The following is a 25114-nucleotide window of genomic DNA, read 5'->3' as shown; positions in this document are numbered from 1 at the left end:
CTCGCCGTCCCGGTCGCGGTGGCCCGCGTCCGCGGCCTGCTCGCCGGCCTCGCCGTCACGGTCGCGGCCGCGGCCGTGGTGGTCGGGCTCGGCGTGCTGGCCGACGACGCGGCCGCGGTCCGGGCCGCCGAGGGGGTGGCGCACGCGTCCCACGGCCCCGTCGTCGTCACGGTCGGGTCCGAGCGCACCCCGTGGGAGGTCGCGCAGCGGCTCGCGCCGGAGGCGTCGGGTCCGGAGGTCGCCGACATCGCCGAGCGGATCGTCACCGACAACTCGCTCGGATCGGTGCCCCTGCACCCCGGGCAGGTGCTCACAGTGAGCTTCGACTGACGCTCCGCGGTGGTGGTCCGGTGGTCTCGTGCGGATCGTCCCGTTCGGTCGACACACCCGTACCGATAGGGGTGTCCTGCTTCCCATGCCCCTACATGTTGTGGTTACACTCGTGTCGTTCGACAACAGGTGGGGTTCTGCAGAAGGGGGGCGACGCCCATGCGCTGCCCGTTCTGCCGCCACTCGGACTGCCGGGTGATCGATTCCCGGGAGGTCGACGACGGCCAGGCCACTCGCCGCAGGAGGTCCTGCGCGGCGTGCGGCCGCCGGTTCACGACGGTCGAGGAGCCGGTGCTCGCCGTCGTCAAGCGCAGCGGCGTCACCGAGCCGTTCAGCCGGGAGAAGGTCGTCAGCGGGGTCCGGAGGGCCTGCCAGGGCCGCCCCGTCGACGAGGACGCGCTCCAGCAGCTCGCCCACCGCGTGGAGGAGGCCGTCCGCGCGGGCGGCACCGCCGAGATCCCGAGCCACGAGGTCGGCCTGGCCATCCTCGGCCCGCTCCGCGAGCTCGACGAGGTGGCGTACCTGCGCTTCGCCAGCGTCTACCGGTCGTTCTCCTCGATCGAGGACTTCGAGAAGGAGATCGCCGACCTGCGCAGACCACCGGGCGCCGACCCGCCCGACTGACCGCCCGCCCGACCCGACCGGACCGGCTCCGCCGGCCGGCGATCCCGCGTGCCCGTCAGCCGGAACCGCACGACGTCGAAATGCACCGCTGTCACACACACCCGCAGCCACACAACCGCAGCCAGACAACCGCCGCCACACAACCGCCGCACCGCAGGAAAGCGCATCGTGGACCCCAGCCCGCGTGCGCGAGGAGAGGGAGAGCATGACCGAGACCGTCGGCGCCGCATCGGGACGCGGAAAGAGGAGCAGCGCAAAGGGGAAGCAGGCCGGCCTCACCGTCGAGCGGCTCTACACCACACCCGGGGTGCACCCGTACGACGAGGTCACCTGGGAGCGCCGGGACGTCGTCATGACCAACTGGCGCGACGGCACGGTCAACTTCGAGCAGCGCGGCGTCGAGTTCCCCGCCTCCTGGTCGATCAACGCCACCAACATCGTCACCAGCAAGTACTTCCGCGGCGCCGCCGGGTCGCCGCAGCGCGAGTCGAGCCTGCGGCAGCTGATCGACCGGGTGGTGGGCGTCTACCACCGCACGGGGGTGGAGCAGGGGTACTTCGCCACCGACGAGGACGCCGAGGTGTTCGCCCAGGAGCTCACGTGGATGCTTCTGCACCAGGTGTTCAGCTTCAACTCGCCGGTGTGGTTCAACGTGGGCACCAGCTCGCCGCAGCAGGTGAGCGCGTGCTTCATCCTCGCGGTCGACGACACGATGGAGTCGATCCTCAACTGGTACCGCGAGGAAGGGCTGATCTTCAAGGGCGGTTCCGGCGCCGGCCTCAACCTCTCCCGCATCCGCTCGTCCAAGGAGCTGCTCTCCTCCGGCGGCACGGCGTCCGGGCCGGTGTCGTTCATGCGCGGTGCCGACGCCAGCGCAGGCACGATCAAGTCGGGCGGGGCCACCCGGCGGGCCGCCAAGATGGTCGTGCTCGACGTCGACCACCCCGACATCGAGGAGTTCGTGGCGACCAAGGCCAAGGAGGAGGCGAAGATCCGCGTCCTGCGCGACGCGGGCTTCGACATGGACCTCGGCGGCTCCGACATCACCTCGGTGCAATACCAGAACGCCAACAACTCGGTGCGCGTCACCGACGAGTTCATGCGGGCCGTGGAGAGCGACTCGGAGTTCGGGCTGCGCGCCCGGATGACCGGTGAGGTCATCGACCGCGTCCCGGCCAAGAAGCTGTTCCGCACCATCGCGCAGGCCGCGTGGGAGTGCGCCGACCCCGGCATCCAGTACGACAGCACCATCAACGACTGGCACACCTGCCCGGAGTCGGGCCGCATCTCCGCGTCCAACCCGTGCTCGGAGTACATGCACCTGGACAACTCCAGCTGCAACCTCGCCTCGCTGAACCTGCTGAAGTTCCTCGGCGACGACGGCCGGTTCGACGGCGCGCGGTTCCAGAAGGCCGTCGAGCTGATCATCACGGCGATGGACATCTCCATCTGCTTCGCCGACTTCCCCACCGAGCCGATCGCCGACACCACCCGCAGGTTCCGCCAGCTGGGCATCGGCTACGCCAACCTCGGCGCGCTGCTGATGGCCACCGGTCACGCCTACGACTCCGAGGGCGGGCAGGCGCTCGCCGCGTCGATCACCTCGCTGATGACGGGCGCGGCGTACAAGCGGTCCGCCGAGCTGGCGGGCGTCGTCGGCCCGTACGAGGGCTACGCCCGCAACGCCGACGCCCACCAGCGCGTGATGCGCAAGCACGCAGCGGCCAACGACGACGTGCGCACGCTGCCCGCGAGCACGCCGGTCCACAAGCTCGCCACGAAGGTCTGGCAGGAGAGCCTCGCGATCGGCGCCCGCAACGGGTGGCGCAACGCGCAGGCCTCGGTGCTCGCCCCCACCGGCACCATCGGCCTGATGATGGACTGCGACACCACGGGCATCGAGCCCGACCTGGCGCTGGTCAAGTTCAAGAAGCTGGTCGGCGGCGGGTCGATGCAGATCGTCAACCAGACGGTGCCCCGCGCACTCGTGAAGCTGGGGTACCAGCCCGAGCAGGTCGAGGCCATCGTCGAGTACGTCGCCGAGCACGGCCACGTCATCGACGCGCCGGGTCTGCGGCAGGAGCACTACGAGGTGTTCGACTGCGCGATGGGCGAGCGGTCCATCGCGCCGATGGGCCACGTTCGGATGATGGCGGCGGTGCAGCCGTTCCTGTCCGGCGCGATCTCCAAGACGGTGAACATGCCGGAGGAGGCCACCGTCGAGGACGTCGAGAAGATCTACCTCGAGGGCTGGAAGCTCGGCCTCAAGGCCCTGGCCATCTACCGCGACAACTGCAAGGTGGGCCAGCCGCTCTCGGCCGGCAAGGAGGCCCGCAAGACCGAGACGGCGGAGGCCACCACCGTCGTGGAGGCCCGTCCGGTGCGCCGGCGGCTGCCGAAGAAGCGCCCGAGCGAGACGGTCTCGTTCACGGTCGGCGGGGCCGAGGGCTACCTCACCGCGGGCTCGTACCCCGACAACGGGCTCGGCGAGATCTTCGTCAAGCTCGGCAAGCAGGGCTCCACGCTCGCCGGCGTGATGGACGCCTTCTCGATGTCGATCTCGGTGGGCCTGCAGTACGGCATCCCGCTCGAGTTCTACGTCTCGAAGTTCTCCAACCTGCGCTTCGAGCCGGCAGGCATGACCGACGACCCGGACGTCCGGATCGCCACGAGCGTGCTCGACTACCTGTTCCGCAGGCTCGCGCTCGACCACCTGCCGTACGAGAAGCGCGCGGAACTGGGCATCTTCTCCGCCGAGGAGCGCACGGCGCAGGTGGCGGGCACCGACTACGGCGCCGGGTTCGGCGAGGTCGACATGGAGGGCCTGCGGTCATCGGTCGACGCCGCGCCCGCGGAGGAGAAGGACACCGCGAAGCCGGTGGCGCCCGCGCCCGTCGAGGTGGGCAGCTCCACCGAGCTCCTGGAGCTGCGCCTGGGCAAGGCGGCCGACGCGCCGCTCTGCATGACGTGTGGCACCAAGATGCGGCCGGCCGGCTCCTGCTACCTGTGCGAGGGTTGCGGCTCCACCAGCGGCTGCAGCTGAGCGGTGCCGCGGGTGGAGGGGGAGCCGACCTCATGGCCGGCTCCCCCTCCGCCCCACGCGGCCTGCCTACGGGGAGGAGAACCGCGTGACCAGCCCCACCTCGCCCACGGGCGACCCGCACCAGGTCCCCGCCGAGATCATCACCGAGTGGGAACCCGGGACGTTCGCCGAGAACCTGGCGCCCGGCCCGGAGGACAGCTGGCTGGTCACGCTCACCAGCCACCGCCGCGTCGACCGGGTGGCGGCCGACGGCAGCCGTGAGGTCTTCGCCGAGGTTTCCGGGATGCCCACGGGGATCGTCGCCGACGGCGATGGCGCCTTGGTGGTCTCGGGCGACATCGGCCAGGAGGGCTGGCGCCTCGACCGGGTCGGCGAGAGCGGTGTCGAGAAGGTGTGCGACCTTCCCGAGCTGCGTTTCGGCAACGGCATGGCGCGGTCGGGCGAGCAGCTGTTCGTCACCGACTCGGCTCGCGGGCTCCTGCTGGCCGTCGCCCCCGGCACCGGTCGGTCCACGGTGTGGCTGGAGCACGAGCTGTTGTCGCCCGCAGCCGAGTCCGGCGGCGTCCCCGGCGTCAACGGCGTCACCGTCCGGGGGGAGCACCTCTACCTGACCAGCACCTCCCGGGCGCTGGTCCTTCGGGTCCGACTCGGTGCCACCGCAGGCGACCTCGAGATCGTGGCGGAGCAGCTGCTGGCCGACGATTTCGACATCCATCCCGACGGCCGGATGTTCCTCGCCACGCACGTGTTCGACAGCGTCCGGCAGCTCGAGCCCGACGGCAGCCACAGGGACATCGCCGGGCGCGACCAGGGCATCGAGACCAGCACCGCCGTCGCGGTCGATCCGCGGGACAGCACCCGGCTGTGGGTGACGACCGCGGGGGAGAGGTTCGGAAGCCCGCACCGCGAGAAGCCGGCGCGCCTCGTGCGCCTCACCGTCTGACGCGACTTGTTCGCGCCGTCGTGGAGTGGTCGGCGCCACTTCTGACGTTGTCACGTCCTGACGGGCTGCGGAGTCCTTCGAACAGGAGGGGCCGTCAGGAGGTGGCGTGATGGAAGAACCGATCCTGGTGACCGGCGGTACCGGCACCGTGGGCCGGGAGGTGGTGCGCCTGCTGCGGGACGCCGGGTCGCAACCGCGGGTGCTCAGCAGGCAGCGGGGACCGGGCCTGGTGACCGGCGACCTGGTCACCGGCGCCGGGATCGCGGAGGCCGTGCGGGACGTCGGCGTCGTCGTGCACGCGGCCACCCGGCCGGGGCGCGACGTGACCGGGATCCGGCAGCTCATGGCGGCGGCCCGGAGCACGGGCGCGCACCCCCACGTCGTGCTGATCTCGATCGTGGGCGCCGACCGCGTGCCCCTGCCCTACTACCGGGAGCGGTGCGCGGTCGAGGACGCGGTCGCGGGCTCGGGTCTCCCGTGGACGGTGCAGCGCAGCACCCAGTTCCACGCGCTGCTCGACCGCCTGCTCGGCATTGCGGCCCGGCTCCCGGTGCTGCCCGTGCCGGCGGGCACGGACGTGCAGCCGATCGACGAGCGGGAGGTGGCCGCGCGGCTCGTGGCGTTGGCGGGCGCCGAACCGGTGGGACGCGCGCCGGACCTCGGCGGGCCCGAGGTGCTCCCGTTCGCCGACCTCGCCCGCACGTGGCTCGCCGCCCGTCGGAGGCGCCGGCCGGTGCTGCCCGTCCGGGTGCCCGGGCGGGTGGCCCGCGGGTACCGGGACGGTGGGCACCTGACGCCGGGGCACGCCGAGGGCGGCGTCACGTTCGCCTCCTACCTCGCCGAGCGGAACCGGAGCGCGGCATGGCGGTGACCGAGGGCGTGGACCGGGAGGCGCGGGTGCGCGGCACGGTGGTGGGCATCCTCGGGGTGCTCGCCGCCGGGCACGGGGCCGCCGGGATGTGGGCGCTGGCCGTGCCCCTGGTGTTCTACGAGGGCTTCCCGCTCCCCGGACATCCCTGGGTGGCGCTGCTCCCGCCGTACAACGAGCACCTCGTGCGCGATTTCGGCGCCCTGAACCTCGCGCTGGCGGTGGTGCTGGTGGGGGCCGCGCTGCGGGCGGACCGGGCGACCGTACGGCTCGCCGCGATCGCGGTGCTGGCGGCCGCGGTGCCGCACGCGGCGTACCACGCGTTGCACCTGTCCCACTTCCCGCCGGTCGATGCGGTGACCCAGACGGCCGGGACGGTGGTGCACATCGCCGTGCTGGTGGTGGTGCTCGTGCTGAGCGGGCGGTTGGAGGAGCGCTAGCCGGCCCGTCGGCAGGGTCCCACCGGGCTGTGCAGCTCACCACACCCGCTCGCGTGCGCGACGGCGCGACGTAGCGTGTCGAGGCGTGACCGTAGAGAGGACCCGCGTGATCGTCGACGATGACCCGGCGGGCGACTGGACGGCGCCAGGGGTGTACCGGTGCGCACCGGGTGTGTACCGGATTCCGCTCCCACTGCCCAACGACGGCCTGCGCGCGGTCAACGTCTACGCGCTGGCCGACGGTGGTGGGCTGACCCTGGTGGATGCCGGGTGGGCGCTGGCCCAGTCGCGGGAGGTGCTGTCCACGGCGCTCGCCGGGCTCGGCGCGGGGCTGGTGGACGTGCGCCGGTTCCTCGTCACGCACATCCACCGCGACCACTACACGCAGGCGGTGGTGCTGCGGCGGGAGTTCGGCATGCGGGTGGCGCTGGGGCGCGGTGAGCAACCGGGGCTCGAGGCGCTGCGCCGCACGCGTCCCGGGCAGCGCCACCACCGGGAGCAGCTGCTCGGCCTGGGCGCGCACGAGCTCGTCCGCGAGCTGGAACGGCACGTCCCACCGCCGGTCGAGCCCGCCGAGTACGAGTTCCCCGACGACTGGATCGACGACGGCGCGCGCATCCTGGTGGGGGAGGGCACACCCGACCAGCGGGAGCTCGAGGCGGTCGCGACGCCCGGGCACACCCGGGGGCACGTCGTGTTCGCAGACCCGGCGGGCGAGCTGTTGTTCGCCGGCGACCACGTGCTGCCCCGGATCACCCCGTCGCTCGGTCTGGAGCCCGCGCCCGCCGCGAGCCCGCTCGCGGACTTCCTCACCTCGCTCGAGCTCATGCGCTCGCGGCCGGACGCGGTGCTGCTGCCCGCGCACGGCGCGACCGGGATGCGGGTCCACCAGCGGGTGGACGAGCTGGTCGCCCACCACGCGAAGCGGCTCGACACCACGCTCGCCGCCGTGCAGGACGGCCGCTCGACGGCCTTCGAGGTGGCCGGCGCGCTGCTGTGGACCCGCCGCGACACCCCGTTCGGCGAGCTCGACCTGTTCAACCGGATGCTCGCGACCATCGAGACCGGTGCGCACCTGGAGGTGCTGGCCGAGCGCGAGGTCGTCACGGCCGAGGATCGGGACGGCATCCGTCACTACACATCGTGATAACGATTCACTCTTCGTAGAGACCTCGCGACGACACTGCGCCCGTCCGGTCGTACCCTTTGCGCCATGAAGAGGCGACCATGAGCCGGGCCACCGGGCGTGTGATCGCCCGCACCGGTCTCGGGCTCGCCGCGTGCGTGCTCGCCGTCGCCGGTGTCGTCGTCGCGACCGAGGGCACGACGTTCCCGGCACTCGCCCCGCCGACGGTGGCACTCGCGCCCGCCGTCGCGGCGTTGGAGTGCGCCGCCGCCGGTCCCTACGTGGCGCCCGCGCGGGGCAGCGTCGGCGTACCCGCCACGCTGCGCCTGTGCCCGAGCGCGGCCCGCACGATCACGTCGCCCGGTGCGGTGGTGGACGGCTGGGAGATCTGCGGCGGTGTCGTGGTGGACGCGCCCGAGGTCGTCGTGCGCCGCAGCCGCGTGGTCGGCGACGGCACCCAGCCCTTCGGCATCGTCACCACCGCGAGGGGGTCCGTCCGGATCGAGGACGTCACCCTGACCGGCGACTTCCCGGAGGCGGCCATCGGCGGCGACCGCTGGAGCGGGGAGCGCGTGGAGATCAGCGGCGTGACCGGCGACGGCGCAAGGCTCGGCGAGTCGGCGCGCCTGCGCAACAGCACCGTGCACGACTTCGCCACCCCGCCCGGCCGGGAGGCGTCGGCGTTGGTGATCCGCGGCAGCGGCCAGGACGTGCTCGTCGAGGACAACAAGGTCGAGGTGGGGCCGGGGGACGGCAGCGCCGTGCTGCTCGACCCGGACGAGGCGCTCGGGCGCGACGAGGGGCCGATCGTGATCCGCGGCAACACCCTCGGCGGCGGTCGCTACACCCTCCGGGAGGACGAGCCCGGCGCCCCGTCCGACGTGCGGATCAGCGGCAACCGATTCCGCCGCGACGCCGAGGAGGCGCCGCTGCGGGTGTCGCGACGCGCCGTGCTCGAGGACAACAGCTACCTCGACGGCGCCGTCCTGCCCGACTGGTGACCCGGCGCGACACGCCCGGGGCGGCCGTCGTGTTTGGACGTGTCGCGGGGGACCGGGCAGACTGATCACCACAACCGAGACCGGCGGGCCGGCCACGTTCGAGGGCGTAGGGGAAGACGTTCCTCGTCGACGTTGGAGGTCTGCAGTGAACGCACGCGGCGTGGTTTTCATCCACTCGTCGCCAACTGCGGTCTGCCCGCACGTCGAGTGGGCGATCTCCGGCGTGCTCGGCATGAAGGTCTCGCTGCAGTGGTCCCCCCAACCCGCCGCTCCCGGGCAGCTGCGTGCCGAGTGCGGCTGGACCGGGCCTGCCGGAAGCGGGGGCGCGCTGGCGGGCGCGCTGCGCGCGTGGCCGATGCTGCGGTTCGAGGTGACCGAGGAGCCGAGCCCCGGTGTCGACGGCGAGCGGTTCTGCCACGTGCCCACGCTCGGCCTGTGGAACGGGCGGACCAGCGCCAACGGCGACATCGTGGTGGGGGAGGACCGGTTGCGCAGCCTCCTCGCGGAGGTGCCTGCGAGCCGGCTCGCGGGCCGGCTGAACGAGTTGCTCGGCTCGGCGTGGGACGACGCCCTCGAGCCGTTCCGGCTCGCCGGCGACGGGGCTGCGGGCACCCTCCTGCACCAGGTGGGCTGACTCCGGGACATTCCACGCGTACCACCCGTGGCGGCCCGTTGACCGTGCGTTTCGGTCTAGCATCGCCGGTGATCGCGGCGGGGCGATCCCTCGCCGTTCGTCGAGCGAAAGAAGGCAACGGTGACGGAAACCGTCCAGCCGTCCGGCGTGCCCAGCCGGACCGTCTTCGGCCATCCGATCGGGCTCACCAACCTGTTCGGGGTGGAGCTCTGGGAGCGCTTCTCGTTCTACGGGATGCTGCTGATCCTGGGGTACTACCTGTACTACAGCCTGGACCAGGGCGGGCTCGGCCTGCCGCAGGCCACCGCGACCGGCATCGTCGGCGCCTATGGCGGCACGGTCTACCTCAGCACCGTGCTGGGCGGGTGGCTGGCCGACCGCGTGCTCGGCATGGAGCGGATGGTCTTCTACGGCGGCGTCGTGGTGATGCTGGGCCACATCGCGCTCGCGGTGCTGCCGGGGCTCACCGGCGTCGCGGTCGGGCTCGTGCTGGTCGCTCTGGGCAGCGGCGCGCTCAAGGCCAACGCGTCCTCGCTGCTCGGCACCCTGTACGCGAAGGGCGACCCGCGCGCCGACGGCGGCTTCACGCTGTTCTACCTGGGCATCAACCTCGGGGCCTTCGTCGGGCCGCTCGTCACCGGGCTGCTGCAGGACACGATCGGCTTCCACGTCGGGTTCGCCGCCGCGGCCGTCGGCATGGCGCTCGGCCTCGTCCAGTACGCGGCGTTCCGCCGCAACCTCGGCTCCGCGGGCAAGCAACCCCCCAACCCGCTGCCGGCCTCGGCGCGGCCGAAGGCGATCGGGATCGGCGTCGCGATCGTCGTGGTGCTCGCGGTCGTGGCGTTCACCGAGGTGGTGCCGCTCGCCGCGCTGCCGCGCGTCACCAGCGTGGTGCTGGCCCTCGCGTCGATCGCGTACTTCGCCACGATGCTCTCGAGCCCGAGGGTGACGCCGAGCGAGCGCACCAAGGTCCGCGCCTACATCCCGCTCTTCATCGCGAACGCCGCGTTCTGGTCGCTGTTCCAGCAGATCTTCACGGTGCTCGCGGTGTACTCCGACGAGCGGATGAACTGGACCATCTTCGGCTGGACCGCGCCCTCGTCGTGGGTCGGCTCCCTGGAACCGATCTGGATCATCATCCTGTCCCCGGTGTTCGCGGCGATGTGGACCAGGCTGGACCGGCGCGCACCGTCGACGCCGCGCAAGTTCTCCTACGGCGTGATCGGGATGGGCATCGCGTTCCTCGCCTTCCTGATCTTCGCGGGCGGCACCGGCCGCAGCACTCCCGCGATCGCCGTGCTGGTGATCCTCGGGCTGTTCGCGGTGTCGGAGCTGATGATCTCGCCGATCGGGCTGTCGGTCACCACGAAGCTCGCCCCCGAGTCGTTCCGCGCCCAGATGATGGCGCTGTACTTCTTCTCGGTCGGCCTGGGGACGTCGATGTCGGGGGTGCTGGCGCAGTTCTACTCGGTCGACGCCGAGTTCGCCTACTTCGGGGTCAACGGGCTGGTGGTGATCGTGGTGGGGCTGGTCGTGCTCGCGCTCAGCCCGTGGATCTCCCGGCACATGGAGGGCGTGCACTAGGACACGGCGTAGGACGCTGTCGACTACGGCTGGGCCAGGCCGGTGCGGTAGGCGTACCGCACCGCGTCGGCCCGGTTCGTCACGCCGATCTTGGCGAACGCGTTGTTGATGTGCGTCTTCACGGTCGACTGCCCGACGACGAGGGCCGCGGCGATCTCGGCGTTGGACAGGCCCTTCGCGATGAGCGTGAGCACCTCGCGCTCGCGCGCGGTCAGCCCGTCGCGCTCCGGGGCGACGGGCGTGGCGCCCGTGCGGTCCACGAGCGCGGCCACCAGCCGGCCCGCGATCCCGGCGTCGAACGTGGACTGGCCCGCGGCGGCCGAGCGGATCGCCGCCGCGATCTCGGCCCGGCCCGCGTTCTTCGTGAGGTAGCCGCGGGCCCCGGCCGCGAGCGCCGCAGCCACCGAGTCGTCGTCGGCGTACGTGGTGAGCACCAGCACCGCGACGGACGGGTGGTCGCGCGCGATCCGCGCCGTGGCGGCCACGCCGTCGAGCACGGGCATGCGCAGGTCCATGAGCACCACGTCGCACCCGGTGCCGCCCCGCAGCATGTCGAGCGCCTCCTGGCCGTCGCGGGCGGCACCGGCGACCTCGATGCCGTCGGCCAGCCCGAGCAGGGCCACCAGGCCGTCCCGGACGACGGCCTGGTCGTCCACGACGAGGACGCGCACCTGCGTCACACCGGCACCTCCGCCTCGACCGTCCAGCCCTGGCCGTCGGCGCCCGCCCGCAGCCTGCCGCCGACGAGCGCCAGCCGCTCGCGCATGCCGGTGAGGCCCGCGCCGGGCGGCCCGGAGCGCGGGACCGGTGGCCGCGGCGGCGGGCCGTTGGCGATCGTGAGCGCGACGGAGTCCGGGCGGTACTCCAGCACCACCCGCAGCGGGGCGCCGGGCGCGTGCCGGGCGGCGTTGGTGAGCGCCTCCCGGGCGGCGCCGGTGAGGGACACGCCGACGGCGGCCGGCACCGGGCGGGTGGCACCGCGCACCTCGACCCGGGCGTGGGCGCCGAGGTGGTCGCGCCCGTGCCGCTCGGCGAGCTCGGCGAGCGCCTCCGGGAGCGGCAGCGCGTCGGTGCGCAGGGCGTTCACCGCGGCCCGTGCCTCGTCGAGTCCGTCGGCGGCGAGGCGGCGGGCGCGGCGCACCCGGTCGAGTGCCCGGTCGGAGTCGCCGTCCTCCAGCAGCGCCGTGGCGAGCTCCAGCTGGACGCCCAGCGCGCCGAGCGAGTGCGCGAGCACGTCGTGCAGCTCGCGGGCGATGCGCGTGCGCTCGTCCAGCGCGGCGGCGCGGGCGCGCTCCGCCTGGGCCCCGCGGGTCAGTTCGAGCAGCTGCGCCGTCTCCACCGCGCGCAGGTGGAACTGGCGCCGGTACAGGCCGGTGAGCGTCGTGAACGCCGCGATCCCGACGTAGAGCCCGACCCGGGTGACGGGGGCTCCCATGGCCAGCTCCGACGCCGTGATCAGGGCGGTGCCTGCGGCCACGACCGTGAGCGACAGCCCGGGCGGGCTCGACGGCAGCGCGGTGAACATCGCGAGCACGACGAACGTCAACACCAGGCCGGTGTCGTCGTCGGCGCCGGCGGTGAGCGCCGCGGCCACCGCCGCCACGCCGAGCCCGACCTGGGCCGTCCCCCTCCACCGCCGGTCGCCCGCGAGGAAGAGCACCCAGCCGGCCACGGTCACGCCCCAGCACGCCCACACCCACCCGGCGGGCGGCCGGGCCGTCGCGAGCAGCCCGACGATCAGTGCGGAGGTGACGAGCCGGTCCAGCCAGCCCGTCTCCGGGCCGCCTGCGCGCAGCGCGGCCCACAGCCGCTGCACCGCGCTTCCGGCCGACCCGGCCATCACGTCCTCCTACCTCCTGGGCCTGCGCAGGACGAGCCCCACGACCAGCACCAGCACGACCAGCCCCGCGAACACGACCCCGATCACGAGCAGCCGCTCCACCAGGATCGCTCTCATGATCCCTTCCGCGTCGCTCATCGCCCGTCCCCGTCCAGGTGACGCGCCACGCCGCGGCCGATGATGCCCCAGGCGTCCTGGCGCTCGCCGAGCGCGCGCGCCATCGGGCCGGCGGCGCGGCGCGCGTCGCCCAGGCGTCCGGTGCGGCGGGCGACGAGCACGATCACGGCGACGAGCAGCGCCACGCCGAGCGCGACGGCGCCGATGAGCAGCAGCCGCAGGAACATGAAGGTCAGCACGGTTTCCATGGGCGGAACGCTAGGTACGGGCCACGCCGGGCGGGACCGCCCGCGGGTGGAGATGCGGGTGGAGATCGTCGGCCCCTCGTCGGCCGTCCCGGGGCCGCCAGGCACACTGATCGTCGACGAGAACTCGAGGGGGGCTGCGGTGGATGCACGCGGCACGGGCCGGTGACCCGTTCGGCGACGGCGGTCGTCGCGATCGTCCTTGCGGTGCTGGTGGTGGCGGGGGGCGCCACGGCGCTCGCGTCGCGCGGCCGGTCGGGACCGCCGGAAGTCCCGGCGGATGGTGCGGGGTCGAGCGAGGTGGAGCTCTCGCCGGACGCGGCGGAGCACCCGGCCGCCGAGGAGGTGCGGGCGCAGCTGCAGCGCCACTACGACGCGATCAACGGCCGCGACTACACGCAGTGGCGCGCGACGGTGGTGCCGGCCCGTGCGGAGGCGATGAGTGAGGCGGAGTGGCAGAAGGCCTATGCCACCACGCGGGACGGCTCGATCAGGGTCGACCGCATCGACCCGGACCCGGACGCGGGACCGGGGGGCGGCCTGCTGGTGCGGGTGCGGTTCATCAGCACGCAAGCGGTGGAGAACGCGCCGTCGGACCTGCAGGTCGGTCGCATCTGCTGGCGCTCCACCCTCCCGATGCGCGGAACGCCGCCCCTGATCGACCTGACCGGGGGCGGCAGTTCCGCGCGGGAGGCGTGCTAGAGGGAGAGCTCAGGATGGCTTGCGTTGCGGTGCCGGTAGCGGAACCTCAGACGCCGTCTCGCTCCGGGAGCCCCTCCTCACGAACGCCAGTCCAGTTCACCACGTCGGGGCTTTCCTCGCGAGACGACGCCTGAGACCCCGCAGCGGTGCCGGCTGCGTGCTCGCAAGTACGAGCGGCTCCGCCGCTTTCCGAGTGCGGGCTTGGACGCCGTTCAGGCCTTCGTGAAGGTGAGCGCGGCGTTGTGGCCGCCGAAGCCGAACGAGTCGCAGACCGCGGCCTGCAGGTCGACCTTGCGCGGCTCGCCCGCCACCACGTCGAGCTCGACGCCGGAGTCGAGCTCCTCGAGGTTGAGGGTGGCCGGGATGACGCCTTCCTTGATCGAGAGGACGGTGATGATGCTCTCGACGGCGCCCGCCGCACCGACCAGGTGCCCGAAGGACCCCTTCGGGGCCGTGAGCACGGGGCGGTCGCCCAGCGCCTTGCGCACCGCCCGGGTCTCGCCCACGTCGCCCACCACCGTGGACGTGGCGTGGCAGTTGACGTGCCCGATGTCCGTGGGCTCCAGCCCCGCATCGCGGACGGCCTTGCCGATCGCCCGCGACTGGCCCACGCCCTCGGGCTCGGGGCCCGTGATGTGGTACGAGTCGGCGGTGAGCCCGGCGCCGGCGAGCCGGCCGTGGACGCGCGCACCGCGCGCGGCGGCGAACTCGGCCCGCTCCAGGATCATGATCCCGGCGCCCTCGCCGAGCACGAAGCCGTCGCGGCCCGTGTCGAACGGCCGGGAGGCGCGTTCCGGCTCGTCGTTGCGCTGCGAGAGCGTGCGCGACTGCACGAAGCCGGCCACGGTGAGCTGGGTGATGCAGGCCTCCGCCCCGCCGGCGATCACGACGTCCAGCTCGCCGTTGCGCAGCAGCATGAGCGCCCAGGCCAGCGCCTCCGCGCCGGTGGCGCACGCCGACACGGGTGCGTGCACGCCGCCGCGCGCACCGAACTCGAGGCTCACCCACGCGGCGGGCCCGTTCGGCATCAGCATCGGCACGGTCAGCGGCGAGATCTTGCGCAGCCCCTGGGTCTCGAGCAGGTCGTCCTGCGCGAGCAGCGTGGTGACGCCACCGATGCCGGTGCCGACCACCGCGGCGAGCCGTTCGGGCTCCACCTCGGGCTCCCCGGCGTCGGCCCAGGCCTCCTTCGCGGCCACGACCGCGATCTGCTCCACCCGGTCCAGGCGCCGGGCCTGGACCCGGGAGAGGACCTCGGTGGGCTCGACCGCGAGCGGTGCGCCGATCTTCACCGGCAGCTCGTAGCGGTCGATCCAGTCGTAGTCGTCGTTGATCCGCCGGACACCGGAGCGACCGCTGAGCATGCCCTCCCAGGTCGATGCGACGTCCCCACCGAGCGGGGTCGTCGCGCCGAGCCCGGTGATGACGACGTCGACCTCAGACGTCATGACCCCTCCCGGTCCCGCCGCAGCGGGTCACTGGTTCTTCGCGATGTAGTCGACGGCGTCGCCGACCGTCTTGAGCTCGGCGAGCTGGTCGTCGGGGATCTTGACGCCGAACTTGTCCTCGGCCTGCACGGCGATCTCCACCATCGACAGCGAGTCGATGTCGAGGTCATCGACGAACGACTTCTCGGCCGACACCTCGGCGGTGTCGATGCCTGCGACCTCCTCGACGATCTCCGCGAGCCCGCTCAGGATCTCGGTGTTATCGGCCACGGTGCGTTCTCCTTCTGGTGGGGGACTGGAGCTGATCAGGGGGAATACTAAGGACAGACGACGACCTGGCCGGCGAAGGACAGGCCTGCGCCGAACCCGGCGAGCAGTACGACGTCGCCCGGGCGCAGGCGCCCGTCGGTACGCATGTGGTCCATGGCGAGCGGGATCGACGCCGACGAGGTGTTGCCGGAGTGGACGATGTCGTCGGCGACGACCATGTCCTCCCGGGCGCCCTCCTTGCGCAGCCGCTTGGCCACGGCGTCGACGATGCGCAGGTTGGCCTGGTGCGGCACGAAGACGTCGATGTCGGCCGGGGTGAGGCCGGCCAGCTCGATCGCCTTCAGCGCCACCGGCGCGATCTTGGTGGTGGCCCAGCGGAAGACCGCCTGGCCCTCCTGGAAGAGCGCGCTGGTCTCCGGGTTGATGTGGATCGTCTGGGCCATGTCGCCCGCGCTGCCCCAGGTGAGGGGGCCGACGCCGACCGAGGCCTCGTCGGCTGCGGGACCGACGACGGTGGCGCCTGCGCCGTCGGCGAAGATGATCGCGGTGGAGCGGTCGGTCCAGTCGATCCAGTCCGACAGCTTCTCCGCCCCGATCACCAGCACGTACCGGGAGGACCCGGCGCGCACCAGGTCGGCGGCCGTACCGACCCCGTAGGAGAAGCCGGCGCAGGCCGCGTTGAGGTCGAAGGCGCCGGGTGACGGGATCCCGATCCGCTCGGCGGTCTGCGCTGCGGCGTTCGGGATCGGCGTGGGCATCGTGCAGGTCGCCACGATCACCGTGTCGATCTCGGTGGGCGCGATGCCTGCGTCCTTCACCGCCCGCGACCCGGCCTCGGCGGCCATGTCGACCAGCAACGTGCCCTCCTCCGCGATGCGGCGGCTCTGGATGCCGACCCGCTCGCGGATCCACTGGTCGTTGGTCTCCATCCGCTGCGCGAGGTCGTCGTTGGTCACGACGTTCTCGGGCTGGGTGCTGCCCAGACCGAGGAGCCGGGCGCCCGCCACGGTGGGGGCGGTCCGGAGCTGGATCTTCTCGGTCACGTGTCGGCTCCCGCGTGCTCGGTGATGAGGTCGACGGCCCGGTCGAGGTCGTCAGGAGTCTTGAGGGCCAGCGTCGCCGTGCCCTTCAGGTCGCGCTTGACGAGCCCGACGAGCGTGCCGGCCGGCGGCAGCTCGATCACCGCGGTGACGCCGAGCTCGCGCAGGCGGGCCATGCAGGCGTCCCAGCGGACCGGCACGGTGACCTGGGCGACGAGCCTCCGCAGCGCGTCGGCGCCGTCGGTGACGACCTCGCCGTCGGCGTTGGACAGCAGCGGGCGCACCGGGTCGGCCGGGGTGACCGTCTCGGCATGGGCCCGCATCGCGTCCTCGGCGGGCTTCATGAACCGGGTGTGGAACGCGCCGGCCACCTGCAGCGGGATCACGCGGGCCCGCTCGGGCGGCGCGGCCGCGAGCTCGGCGAGCGCGGACCGCGGCCCGGCCGCGACGACCTGACCTGCGCCGTTGCGGTTGGCCGGATCCAGACCCAGTTCGGCGAGCTTCGCCAGCACCTCGTCGGGTTTCCCGCCGAGCACCGCGCTCATGCCCGTGGGAGCCAGTGCGCAGGCGGCGGCCATCTCGCGGCCGCGTACGGCGGCGAGCGACACGGCGGCGTCGGCCGTGAGCACCTCGGCCACCGCGGCCGCCGCCAGCTCACCGACGGAGTGGCCTGCGGCCGGTGCGGCGGCGGGCAGCGCGGTGCGGGCGGTGAGCCGGCTCGCGGCCAGCAGCGCGCCGGCGACGACGAGGGGTTGGGTGACGGCGGTGTCCTTGATCTCGTCAGCCCCGGCGGTGGTGCCGAGCCTGCGCAGGTCGAGACCGGTGGAGTCGGACCATCGGGCGAGTGTCTCCTCGGCCGCGGGGTCGTCGAGCCACGGGTCGAGCATGCCCGGGGTCTGAGATCCCTGGCCGGGTGCGAGCAGGGCGATCACGGCACGTAGCAAACCGGGACCGGGGTGGGTGCCGGAATGCGTCGTGCCCACGAACTCGGCGGGAAGGTTTTGGAGGTTTCCTCCAACGACACGGTCCGGATGATCCGCGAAGAACCCTGGCGCCGCCGATCGGGTTGTCGGATCTGTGCAGATCAGCCGCCGTCGATCGGGTCCCGCCCGTCCTCGAGCCGTGCCGCGAGCAGCGCGATGCGCAGCACCAGCGCGTCGCGCGGGTCGGTCGGGCGGAGCCCGGTGAGTTCGGTCACCCGCCGTAGCCGGTATCTCACGGTGTTGGAGTGGACGAACAGCGCGCGGGCACACGCCTCGAGGGCGCCACCGCTCTCGAGGAACGCTGCGAGCGTCGCCAGCAGCTCCCCTCCGGCCGCGATCAGCGGGTCGATCGCGGTGGTGACCAGCCTGCGGTGCGCAACCGCGTCGCCGACGAGGGCGCGCTCGGGCAGCAGGTCGTCGGCGGCCACCGCGGCGGGGGCGTCCGGCCGGGCCGGCGCCGCGCGCAGGCCGGCGAGCGCGTCGCGGGCGCTGGCGTGCGCGCCGGGGAGGTCGGCGGCGCGCGGCCCCACGACGACCGGGCCGGGCGCGAACGCCTCGACGACCGTGCCGATGTCGCCACCGGTGTCCAGGCCGGGTGGTTCGGACAGCAACACGACGAGCCGGCTGCCCTGCACACCGACCAGCACCGACTGCCCCGACCGGTCGGCCTCGCGGCGCAGCTCCGACAGCAGCTCCTCGGGCGCCTCCGGAGCCGGGCTGCCGACCACGACGCGCAGCGGCTCTGCGGGATCCCACCCGAGCGCGGCAGCGCGCGAGACCAGGCCGTCGACCCAGCTGCGGGCGGTGTTGCCGGACGCGGTGTTGCCGGCGTCCGGGCCCGGCCCGCGGACCACCGCGTCGACGACGAGGGCCTCGACGCGCGCGTCCCACGCGCCCCGGCTCTCCGCCTCCCCGGCGTACACCGTGGCGGCGGCGAACGCGATCTCCCGCCCGAAGCGCAGCACACCCTCGACCAGCGCGCGGCGCTCGGCCTCGTCGGCGGCGAGCGGCGGGAGGTGCTCCTCGAACACCTCCGTCGCGATGCGGACGAGGTCGACGGTCTGAGACAGCGTCAGCCGGCGTGCGAGATCGCGTGGTGCGATGCGGAACGCCTCGGCCGTGAGCGGCGGCGACGCACCGCGCTTGCCGATCCACGCCACGAAGTTGGCCACGCCGGTCTGCGTGACGAGCTGGACCCCGGCACGCAGGTCCGCGGACAAGCGTGCGAACCACGGCTGGCGCCTCGCCATGGCCGCGAGGCAGGCAGCTGCCAGGTCACCCGCGGCCAGCTCGAGCTTGCGCAAGGTGGCCGGGGACACCCCGGAGGGCGCCCGCGCCCCGTGGTCGGTCACCCGGGCAGCATCGCACGGGTCACCGGACCCGACGTGGTCGGGAGATCGGCGGACGAACCGGCGCCGGGGCGCCGGGACCTGCGGGGATCGGCTCTCAGCCGAGCGGAGTGACCTTGGTGGCCTGCGGACCCTTCTGCCCCTGCTCGATGTCGAACGACACCCGCTCGCCCTCGTCGAGGCTCTTGTAGCCGTTCTTCTGGATCGCCGAGTAGTGCACGAACACGTCTGCACCACCACCGTCAGGAGCGAGGAAGCCGTAGCCCTTCTCGCTGTTGAACCACTTGACGGTGCCCTCTGCCATTCCCGCTCTCCTCGTGCTGGTGCCGGGGCACTGCCCCCGGCCTCGCGCCGCCTGGCGCTCAACGCTGTGCGCCCCGGTCGGGACGCCGTTCGCGATCACTCGCGGCCGGCGTCGCGCCGGAGCGTATCGTGTTCGGGCCTCCCTGCCGAGAGTCAATGACCAGCCTTTTTCACCTTTTGTTATGCCACGCCCTATGCAACACCGCTGTCGCTCGTCTGCGGTCCGGCAGCCTGCGGATCGTCGATCCGGTACTTCGCCGCGGCCTCGGCCACCGCACCGCGGTCGAACTCGTCACGAGCGGCGAGCGCCTCCAGCGCCGCCACCGTGAGCGACTCGGCGTCGACGTTGAAATGCCTGCGCACCGCGGGCCGCGTGTCGGACAGGCCGAACCCGTCGGTGCCGAGGCTGGTGAACGGCGCCGGCACCCACTGGCGGACGAGGTCGGGCAGCGCCCGCATCCAGTCCGATGTCGCGATGACCGGGCCGCCCTCACCCAGGGCGCGGGTGATGTAGGGGACGCGGGGCTCGGCGTCCGGGTGCAGCAGGTTGTGCTGCTCGCACTCGACCCCGTCGCGGCGCAGCTCGCCCCACGACGTCACCGACCACACCTCGGCACCGACGCCCCACTGCTCGGCGAGCATGTCGCGGGCCTGCAGGGCCCACGGCAGCGCGACGCCGGAGGCGAGCAGGCGCACCTGCGGGCCCTCGGCGCGCGGGCTCGCCGCGTACCGGTAGATCCCGCGCAGCAGCCCGTCGACGTCGACGCCCTCGGGTTCGGCGGGCTGGACGTACGGCTCGTTGTAGACCGTCAGGTAGTAGATGACGTTCTCCGGGTCCTCGCCGACCATGCGCCGCAACCCGTCCTTGACGATGTGCGCCACCTCGAAGGAGAACGCCGGGTCGTAGGCGACGACGGCCGGGTTGGTGGACGCGAGCAGCAGCGAGTGCCCGTCGTTGTGCTGCAGTCCCTCGCCGGTGAGCGTGGTGCGCCCCGCGGTGGCGCCGATCAGGAAGCCGCGGGCCATCTGGTCGGCGGCCGCCCAGATCGAGTCGCCGGTGCGCTGGAACCCGAACATCGAGTAGAAGACGTAGACCGGGATCATCGGCTCGCCGTGCGTGGCGTACGACGTGCCCGCCGCGATGAACGAGCCCACCGAGCCCGCCTCGTTGATCCCCTCGTGCAGCAGCTGGCCCTCCTCGCTCTCGCGGTAGGCGAGCATGAGCGAGGCGTCCACGGACGTGTACTGCTGCCCGTTCGGGTTGTAGATCTTCTGGGTCGGGAACATCGAGTCCATCCCGAACGTGCGCGCCTCGTCCGGGATGATCGGCACGAACCGGCCGCCGATCTCGGAGTCCTTGACGAGCTCGCGCAGCAGCCGGACGAACGCCATCGTGGTGGCGACCTCCTGCTTGCCCGAGCCCTTGCGCACGACGTCGTAGACCTTGTCCCCGGGCAGGACCAGCGGCTTCGCCGACGCGCGCCGCGACGGCACCGGCCCGCCGAGCACCCGCCTGCGCTCGAGCATGTACTGGATCGCCGGGTCGTCCTCGCCCGGGTGGTAGTACGGCGGCAGGTAGGGGTCCTGCTCGAGCGCGGCGTCCGAGATGGGGATGCGCTGCTCGTCGCGGAACTGCTTGAGGTCGGCGAGCGACAGCTTCTTCATCTGGTGGGTGGCGTTGCGCCCCGCGAAGCTCGGGCCCACGCCGTAGCCCTTGATGGTCTTGGCCAGGATCACCGTCGGCTGGCCGTGGTGCTCGAGCGCCGCGGCGTAGGCCGCGTAGACCTTGCGGTAGTCGTGCCCGCCGCGCTTGAGGTTCCAGATCTCGGCGTCGCTCATCGGCTCGACCAGCGCCTTCGTGCGCGGGTCGCGCCCGAAGAAGTGGTCACGGACGTAGCCGCCGTCGTTGGCCTTGTAGGTCTGGTAGTCGCCGTCCGGCGTCTGGTTCATCAGGTTGATCAGGGCGCCGTCGCGGTCGGCGTGCAGCAGGGCGTCCCACTCGCGGCCCCAGATCACCTTGATGACGTTCCAGCCCGCACCCCGGAAGAAGGCCTCCAGCTCCTGGATGATCTTGCCGTTGCCGCGGACGGGGCCGTCGAGGCGCTGCAGGTTGCAGTTGATGACGAACGTGAGGTTGTCCAGCCCCTCCGTGGCGGGGATGTGGATCAGGCCGCGGGACTCCGGCTCGTCCATCTCGCCGTCACCGAGGAACGCCCACACGTGCTGGTCGGAGGTGTCGCGGATGCCGCGGTCGTGCAGGTAGCGGTTGAACCGCGCCTGCATGATCGAGTTCATCGGGCCGAGGCCCATGGACACCGTGGGGAACTCCCAGAAGTCCGGCATGAGCCGCGGGTGCGGGTACGACGGCAGACCGTGGCCCGCCCCGCCGTGCGAGAGCTCCTGCCGGAACCCGTCGAGCCGGTCCTCCGACAGGCGCCCCTCGAGGTACGCGCGGGCGTAGATGCCGGGGGAGGCGTGGCCCTGGATGTAGACCTGGTCACCCCCACCCGGGTGATCCTTGCCCCGGAAGAAGTGGTTGAACCCGACCTCGTACAGCGTGGCCGACGAGGCGTAGGACGAGATGTGCCCGCCGACCCCGATCCCCGGCCGCTGCGCGCGGTGCACCGTCATGGCGGCGTTCCAGCGGATCCAGCGCCGGTAGGCCCGCTCGGTCTCCTCGTCGCCGGGGAACCACGGCTCCCGGTCGGTGGGGATGGTGTTGACGTAGTCCGTGCTGGTCAGCGACGGGACACCGACGTGGCGCTCCCGGGCCCGCTGCAGCATTCGCAGCATGAGGTAGCGGGCCCGCTGCTGCCCGGCTGCGTCGAGGACGGCGTCGAAGGAGTCGAGCCACTCGGCCGTCTCCTCGGGATCGATGTCCGGCAGGTGGGCGGCGAGCCCGTCGCGGATGACGTGCACGCGCCGCGGCCCCGTCCCGGAGGTCCGGGCACTGCCGTCGGTGTTCTGGCCGGTCAAGGGATCTCCCTGCCTTGCTTCTGTCTCGGTAGGTGATGTGTCTTCGCGTCCCCTATCGTGCCCCTCGGCGCTCGATCTCGTAACGAGTGGTTGCGCGCCGGACAGTCGTCGTGTTCGGATTCCGCAACCAACGAGGCCGGAGTCGGGGGACAGGACACCGGCAACGAGCACTGCACGAGGCAAAGGGGTACACGCGTGGTCGCCGCGGATGATGCCGGACGCACGTCCGACATCGCGGGAAAGCTCGGCGTCGAGCCGGGCATGGTTGTCCAGGAGCTCGGCTGGGACAGCGACGTCGACGAGGCGGTGCGGGACGCCGTCGAGGAGAGAGCGGGAGACGACCTGCTCGACGAGGACGCCGACGATGTCATCGACCTCGTCCTCATGTGGTGGCGCGACGGCGACGGGGACCTCGTCGACGCCCTGATCAACGCGATCGGTCCGCTCGCGGAGAACGGGGTGATCTGGGTGCTCACGCCCAAGACCGGCCGCCCCGGGCACGTGGAGCCCAGCGAGATCGCCGAGGCCGCGCCCACGGCCGGGCTCTCCCAGACCTCCAACGTCACCGTCAGCGAGAGCTGGGTGGGCTCGCGGCTGGTGTCGCCGAAGGCGGCCAAGCCGCGGCGCTGAGCGGAGCTCGTCGGAGCGAACGGACGGCGCTGAGCGGAGCTCGTCGGAGCGAACGAACGGCGTAGAGCGTCACCACCGGCCGCGTGTGCGATCCCGCCACGGCCGCCCATCCGGGTCGTAGCCGGCCCGGCACAGCGCACGCCCACGGCCGGGTGAACATCGACATCCGTTCGGGTCGGTGGCGCCGCAGTCGCCCCGCCACTGCACCGGTCCGGCTGCCGGTACGCCGGGTTGCCGCGCTCGGGCCGGGTGAGGTATGGGTTCGCGGCCCCCATCCGCACCTCCCGTCCGCACCGTAGAGGTCCGGGCCCGGCTAGGCTTCCGGGCGAACGCACCGCTCGCAGCGAGGAGATCCGCTCATGGCGCCCGAGGTCGGCACCGAGGCCCCCGACTTCACCCTCAAGGACCAGAACAACCAGGAGGTCACGCTCTCGGCGTTCCGCGGCAGGCGCAACGTCCTGGTCGTCTTCTACCCGTTCGCCTTCTCGGGGATCTGCACCGGCGAGCTGTGCGCCATCCGGGACGACCTCGGCTCCTTCCAGAACGACGACGTCCAGGTGCTCGGCGTGTCGGTCGATCACGTGTTCGCCCTCAAGGCCTGGGCGAATCAGGAGGGCTACCAGTTCCCCCTGCTGTCGGACTTCTGGCCGCACGGTGAGCTGGCGAAGACCTACGGCGTGTTCCACGCCGATCGCGGGATGGCCGTGCGCGGCACGTTCCTGGTGGACAAGACCGGGATCGTGCGGTTCGCCGAGGTGAACGCCCCCGGGGAGGCCCGCGACCAGGGGGCGTGGAAGAAGGCGCTGGCCTCGGTCGCCTGACCTCGGCCGGGCCGCCGCGGCGGCCCGGCACCTCCGGGCGCGTAGCTCAGCGGGAGAGCACTCGGTTTACACCCGAGCGGTCGCAGGTTCGATCCCTGCCGCGCCCACCACTCTGACCAGGACATTGCAACGCGCTGACCTGCGGTTACGCTCGCGTGGAGCCGTTCGTGGAGTGAGTGCGTCCTAGCTTCCGCTCCATGACCAGGACCTCGCGCCGGCGCCCGCAGGGCGGGATCGAGGAGCTGCCGAGCGGCTCGCTCCGCGTGTACGCCTACTCGAACATCGACCCGCTGTCCGGCAAGAAGCACTACCTCCGCGAGCTGATCCCGGCAGGCACGCCCAACGCCGAGAAGGAGGCGGAGAAGGCGCTGCGCCGGCTGCTCTCCCAGATCGACGAGCGCCGCCACCCCACGACGAACGCGACCCTGGACCAGCTGCTCGACCGCTACCTGGAGACGCTCGACGTCGCCGAGACGACGCGGATGATGTACGCGAAGTACTGCACGAAGCATGTCCGGCCGTTCGTGGGCCGGCTCGAGGCCAGCTCGGTCGACGTCGAGGCCCTGGACTCGGTGGACGCGGAGCTGCGCAGGTGCCGGATCCACTGCGACCGCTCCCGGGGCCTGGTCGACCACCGGACGCCGCGGCCGCACCAGTGCGACTCGCGATGCCGCCCGCACCGCTGCAACAGTCTGTCGTCGACGACGATCCGGCACATCCACTTCGTCCTCCGCGGCGCGTTCGAGAAGGGCGTGCGCTGGCGCTGCACGTGGATCTGCCCAACGCCGTTCTCACGATCCGCCGCGCGATCGCGCAGCACGGGACGGAGCGGGTCGAGAAAGGACACCAAGACCCACCAGCAGCGCCGGGTCGCCCTCGACCCGGAGACGGTCACCGCGCTCACGGAGCACCTCGAGCGCTGCACGGCGCGGTGCGAGGCCCTCGGCGTTCCGCTCACCCGAGACGCGTTCGTGTTGCAGAACTCATCGCAGCCGGCGTCGATGTGCGGACCGTCGCGGGTCGGCTCGGGCATGGTGGGGGAGGGGGGTGACCACGCTCCGGGTTTACGCGGCGTGGGTGGCGGAGGCTGACCAGCGTGCGGCTGCGGCGCTGGCGCAGCGCGGGCCGGCGCGGCCAGCTGCGCCGACCGATGACGTCGAGCGCGTGCTGTGCCGGCCGCGGAGTCCGCGGGAGCGGCTCGCGGTCGAGCTGTGGGAGAGAATCGTCGGTGGCGAGTACGCCGCGGGCAGCCACCTCCCAGGCGTCAAGGCACTGGCCGTCGAGCGTGGGCTTTCGCCATCGACGGTGAAGAGGGCATTGGATCTGTTGCGGGAGTGGGGTTTGATCTTTGGTGTCGAGGGAGAGCGGCCTGCGTTCGGCCGTCAGTACCACAGCCGGGCGGTGACGGGACGGTAGCTGGCGCCGCACAGTAAGTCCGCGATCTCCACGGGTACCTGCCCGCAAGGCTGCGCGGCGACGGCAGCGCGGCATCGACAGAGGACCCACGGCCCACGGCCCACGGCCCTCGTGCCTGTTCAGGACGGCGTCCGGCGCCACGCGGCGCTCTGCCCGAGCAACTGCAAGCGCTCGCGCGGGGCATGCGGCCTCCGGCCAGTCCCCGCGCCCCGCGCGGCCGCACATCCCGCCGCAGGCAGTACTTCTTGCGCGAGCTAGTAGGGCTTTGTTAGGTCGGTGCGGGGTAGGGGCGTTTGCAGGTGTGGCATGCGCCGGTCCAGATGCTGAGGAGGGTCTGGAGTTCGCGGAGGACGGCGTAGAGGGTCAGGCCGGCGCAGGGGC

25 protein-coding genes and 1 tRNA gene are annotated in these 25114 nt (G+C 72.5%); 16 read left to right on the top strand and 10 right to left on the bottom strand.

What is annotated here, in order from left to right; all coding sequences use genetic code 11:
* The 10 genes from ABEA81_RS41235 to ABEA81_RS41190 form a co-directional block, all read left to right on the top strand.
* Positions 1-330 (top strand): hypothetical protein (locus ABEA81_RS41235; protein WP_345613357.1); only part of this gene is annotated, 330 nt, incomplete at its 5' end.
* A gap of 159 nt (positions 331-489) precedes the next feature.
* Entirely contained in the window at positions 490-954 is a 465-nt protein-coding gene (nrdR, locus tag ABEA81_RS41230) for a transcriptional regulator NrdR (RefSeq protein ID WP_345613355.1), read from the top strand.
* Positions 955-1159: 205 nt separating this feature from the next.
* Positions 1160-3997, top strand: coding sequence for a vitamin B12-dependent ribonucleotide reductase (locus tag ABEA81_RS41225; protein WP_345613353.1), 2838 nt, complete (start codon positions 1160-1162; stop codon positions 3995-3997).
* 85 nt (positions 3998-4082) lie between these two features.
* Complete coding sequence (locus tag ABEA81_RS41220; RefSeq protein ID WP_345613351.1) at positions 4083-4940, top strand: SMP-30/gluconolactonase/LRE family protein; 858 nt, start codon at positions 4083-4085, stop codon at positions 4938-4940.
* Between the two features lie 109 nt (positions 4941-5049).
* The gene (locus ABEA81_RS41215) at positions 5050-5811 is read left to right on the top strand and encodes an SDR family oxidoreductase (RefSeq protein ID WP_345613349.1); all 762 of its coding nucleotides are present in this window, start codon (positions 5050-5052) and stop codon (positions 5809-5811) included.
* On the top strand, positions 5802-6248 hold the full coding sequence (locus ABEA81_RS41210; RefSeq protein ID WP_345613347.1) for a hypothetical protein: 447 nt from the start codon (positions 5802-5804) through the stop codon (positions 6246-6248). Before ABEA81_RS41215 ends, ABEA81_RS41210 begins: the two co-directional genes overlap by 10 nt.
* Before the next feature lie 85 nt (positions 6249-6333).
* Positions 6334-7395, top strand: a complete 1062-nt coding sequence (locus ABEA81_RS41205; RefSeq protein ID WP_345613345.1) for an MBL fold metallo-hydrolase — start codon at positions 6334-6336, stop codon at positions 7393-7395.
* Positions 7396-7475: 80 nt separating this feature from the next.
* Complete coding sequence (locus ABEA81_RS41200) at positions 7476-8375, top strand: hypothetical protein (protein WP_345613343.1); 900 nt, start codon at positions 7476-7478, stop codon at positions 8373-8375.
* 145 nt (positions 8376-8520) lie between these two features.
* The gene (locus ABEA81_RS41195) at positions 8521-9009 is read left to right on the top strand and encodes a DUF3145 domain-containing protein (RefSeq protein WP_345613341.1); all 489 of its coding nucleotides are present in this window, start codon (positions 8521-8523) and stop codon (positions 9007-9009) included.
* A gap of 120 nt (positions 9010-9129) precedes the next feature.
* On the top strand, positions 9130-10593 hold the full coding sequence (locus ABEA81_RS41190; RefSeq protein WP_345613339.1) for a peptide MFS transporter: 1464 nt from the start codon (positions 9130-9132) through the stop codon (positions 10591-10593).
* Between the two features lie 23 nt (positions 10594-10616).
* Here the strand turns inward: ABEA81_RS41190 and ABEA81_RS41185 are convergent, their stop codons facing one another.
* The 3 genes from ABEA81_RS41185 to ABEA81_RS41175 all read right to left on the bottom strand — a co-directional run bounded on the left by ABEA81_RS41185 (position 10617) and on the right by ABEA81_RS41175 (position 12798).
* On the bottom strand, positions 10617-11273 hold the full coding sequence (locus tag ABEA81_RS41185; RefSeq protein WP_345613337.1) for a response regulator transcription factor: 657 nt from the start codon (positions 11271-11273) through the stop codon (positions 10617-10619).
* A complete protein-coding gene (locus tag ABEA81_RS41180) occupies positions 11270-12433 on the bottom strand; it encodes a sensor histidine kinase (RefSeq protein ID WP_345613335.1) in 1164 nt (387 codons plus the stop codon). Before ABEA81_RS41180 ends, ABEA81_RS41185 begins: the two co-directional genes overlap by 4 nt.
* Before the next feature lie 134 nt (positions 12434-12567).
* Positions 12568-12798, bottom strand: coding sequence for a hypothetical protein (locus ABEA81_RS41175; RefSeq protein ID WP_345613333.1), 231 nt, complete (start codon positions 12796-12798; stop codon positions 12568-12570).
* A 162-nt stretch (positions 12799-12960) separates the two neighbouring features.
* On the opposite strand from ABEA81_RS41175, the gene ABEA81_RS41170 reads away from it, so the two are divergent.
* Positions 12961-13497: a hypothetical protein gene (locus ABEA81_RS41170; protein ID WP_345613331.1), complete on the top strand. Its 537-nt coding sequence runs from the start codon at positions 12961-12963 to the stop codon at positions 13495-13497.
* Between the two features lie 212 nt (positions 13498-13709).
* Here the strand turns inward: ABEA81_RS41170 and ABEA81_RS41165 are convergent, their stop codons facing one another.
* The 7 genes from ABEA81_RS41165 to aceE all read right to left on the bottom strand — a co-directional run bounded on the left by ABEA81_RS41165 (position 13710) and on the right by aceE (position 21866).
* A complete protein-coding gene (locus ABEA81_RS41165) occupies positions 13710-14945 on the bottom strand; it encodes a beta-ketoacyl-[acyl-carrier-protein] synthase family protein (protein ID WP_345613329.1) in 1236 nt (411 codons plus the stop codon).
* A 27-nt stretch (positions 14946-14972) separates the two neighbouring features.
* Positions 14973-15215 carry an acyl carrier protein gene (locus ABEA81_RS41160; protein WP_142099296.1) on the bottom strand — a complete coding sequence of 81 codons (243 nt, stop codon included), beginning with the start codon at positions 15213-15215 and terminating at the stop codon, positions 14973-14975.
* A 47-nt stretch (positions 15216-15262) separates the two neighbouring features.
* The gene (locus ABEA81_RS41155; protein WP_345613325.1) at positions 15263-16258 is read right to left on the bottom strand and encodes a beta-ketoacyl-ACP synthase III; all 996 of its coding nucleotides are present in this window, start codon (positions 16256-16258) and stop codon (positions 15263-15265) included.
* Positions 16255-17187 carry an ACP S-malonyltransferase gene (locus ABEA81_RS41150; protein ID WP_345613323.1) on the bottom strand — a complete coding sequence of 311 codons (933 nt, stop codon included), beginning with the start codon at positions 17185-17187 and terminating at the stop codon, positions 16255-16257. Before ABEA81_RS41150 ends, ABEA81_RS41155 begins: the two co-directional genes overlap by 4 nt.
* A 152-nt stretch (positions 17188-17339) precedes the next feature.
* Positions 17340-18590, bottom strand: coding sequence for a PucR family transcriptional regulator (locus tag ABEA81_RS41145; protein WP_345613321.1), 1251 nt, complete (start codon positions 18588-18590; stop codon positions 17340-17342).
* A 94-nt stretch (positions 18591-18684) separates the two neighbouring features.
* Positions 18685-18891 carry a cold-shock protein gene (locus ABEA81_RS41140; protein ID WP_343941531.1) on the bottom strand — a complete coding sequence of 69 codons (207 nt, stop codon included), beginning with the start codon at positions 18889-18891 and terminating at the stop codon, positions 18685-18687.
* Between the two features lie 191 nt (positions 18892-19082).
* Positions 19083-21866 carry a pyruvate dehydrogenase (acetyl-transferring), homodimeric type gene (aceE, locus tag ABEA81_RS41135; protein WP_345613319.1) on the bottom strand — a complete coding sequence of 928 codons (2784 nt, stop codon included), beginning with the start codon at positions 21864-21866 and terminating at the stop codon, positions 19083-19085.
* Positions 21867-22061: 195 nt separating this feature from the next.
* On the opposite strand from aceE, the gene ABEA81_RS41130 reads away from it, so the two are divergent.
* The 5 genes from ABEA81_RS41130 (at position 22062) to ABEA81_RS41110 (ending at position 24733) form a co-directional block, all read left to right on the top strand.
* Entirely contained in the window at positions 22062-22496 is a 435-nt protein-coding gene (locus tag ABEA81_RS41130; protein ID WP_345613317.1) for a DUF3052 domain-containing protein, read from the top strand.
* A 359-nt stretch (positions 22497-22855) separates the two neighbouring features.
* Complete coding sequence (locus ABEA81_RS41125) at positions 22856-23317, top strand: peroxiredoxin (protein WP_345613315.1); 462 nt, start codon at positions 22856-22858, stop codon at positions 23315-23317.
* Positions 23318-23352: 35 nt separating this feature from the next.
* Positions 23353-23427: transfer RNA gene (locus tag ABEA81_RS41120), tRNA-Val, on the top strand.
* A gap of 87 nt (positions 23428-23514) precedes the next feature.
* On the top strand, positions 23515-24408 hold the full coding sequence (locus ABEA81_RS41115; protein ID WP_345613313.1) for a hypothetical protein: 894 nt from the start codon (positions 23515-23517) through the stop codon (positions 24406-24408).
* Positions 24395-24733 carry a GntR family transcriptional regulator gene (locus tag ABEA81_RS41110; protein ID WP_345613311.1) on the top strand — a complete coding sequence of 113 codons (339 nt, stop codon included), beginning with the start codon at positions 24395-24397 and terminating at the stop codon, positions 24731-24733. Before ABEA81_RS41115 ends, ABEA81_RS41110 begins: the two co-directional genes overlap by 14 nt.
* Positions 24734-25114: the final 381 nt, after the last annotated feature.

It is taken from the genome of Pseudonocardia adelaidensis, assembly GCF_039543345.1.
GTDB classification, from domain to species: Bacteria; Actinomycetota; Actinomycetes; order Mycobacteriales; family Pseudonocardiaceae; genus Pseudonocardia; species Pseudonocardia adelaidensis.
This window is presented reverse-complemented; position numbering and strand designations above follow the sequence as displayed.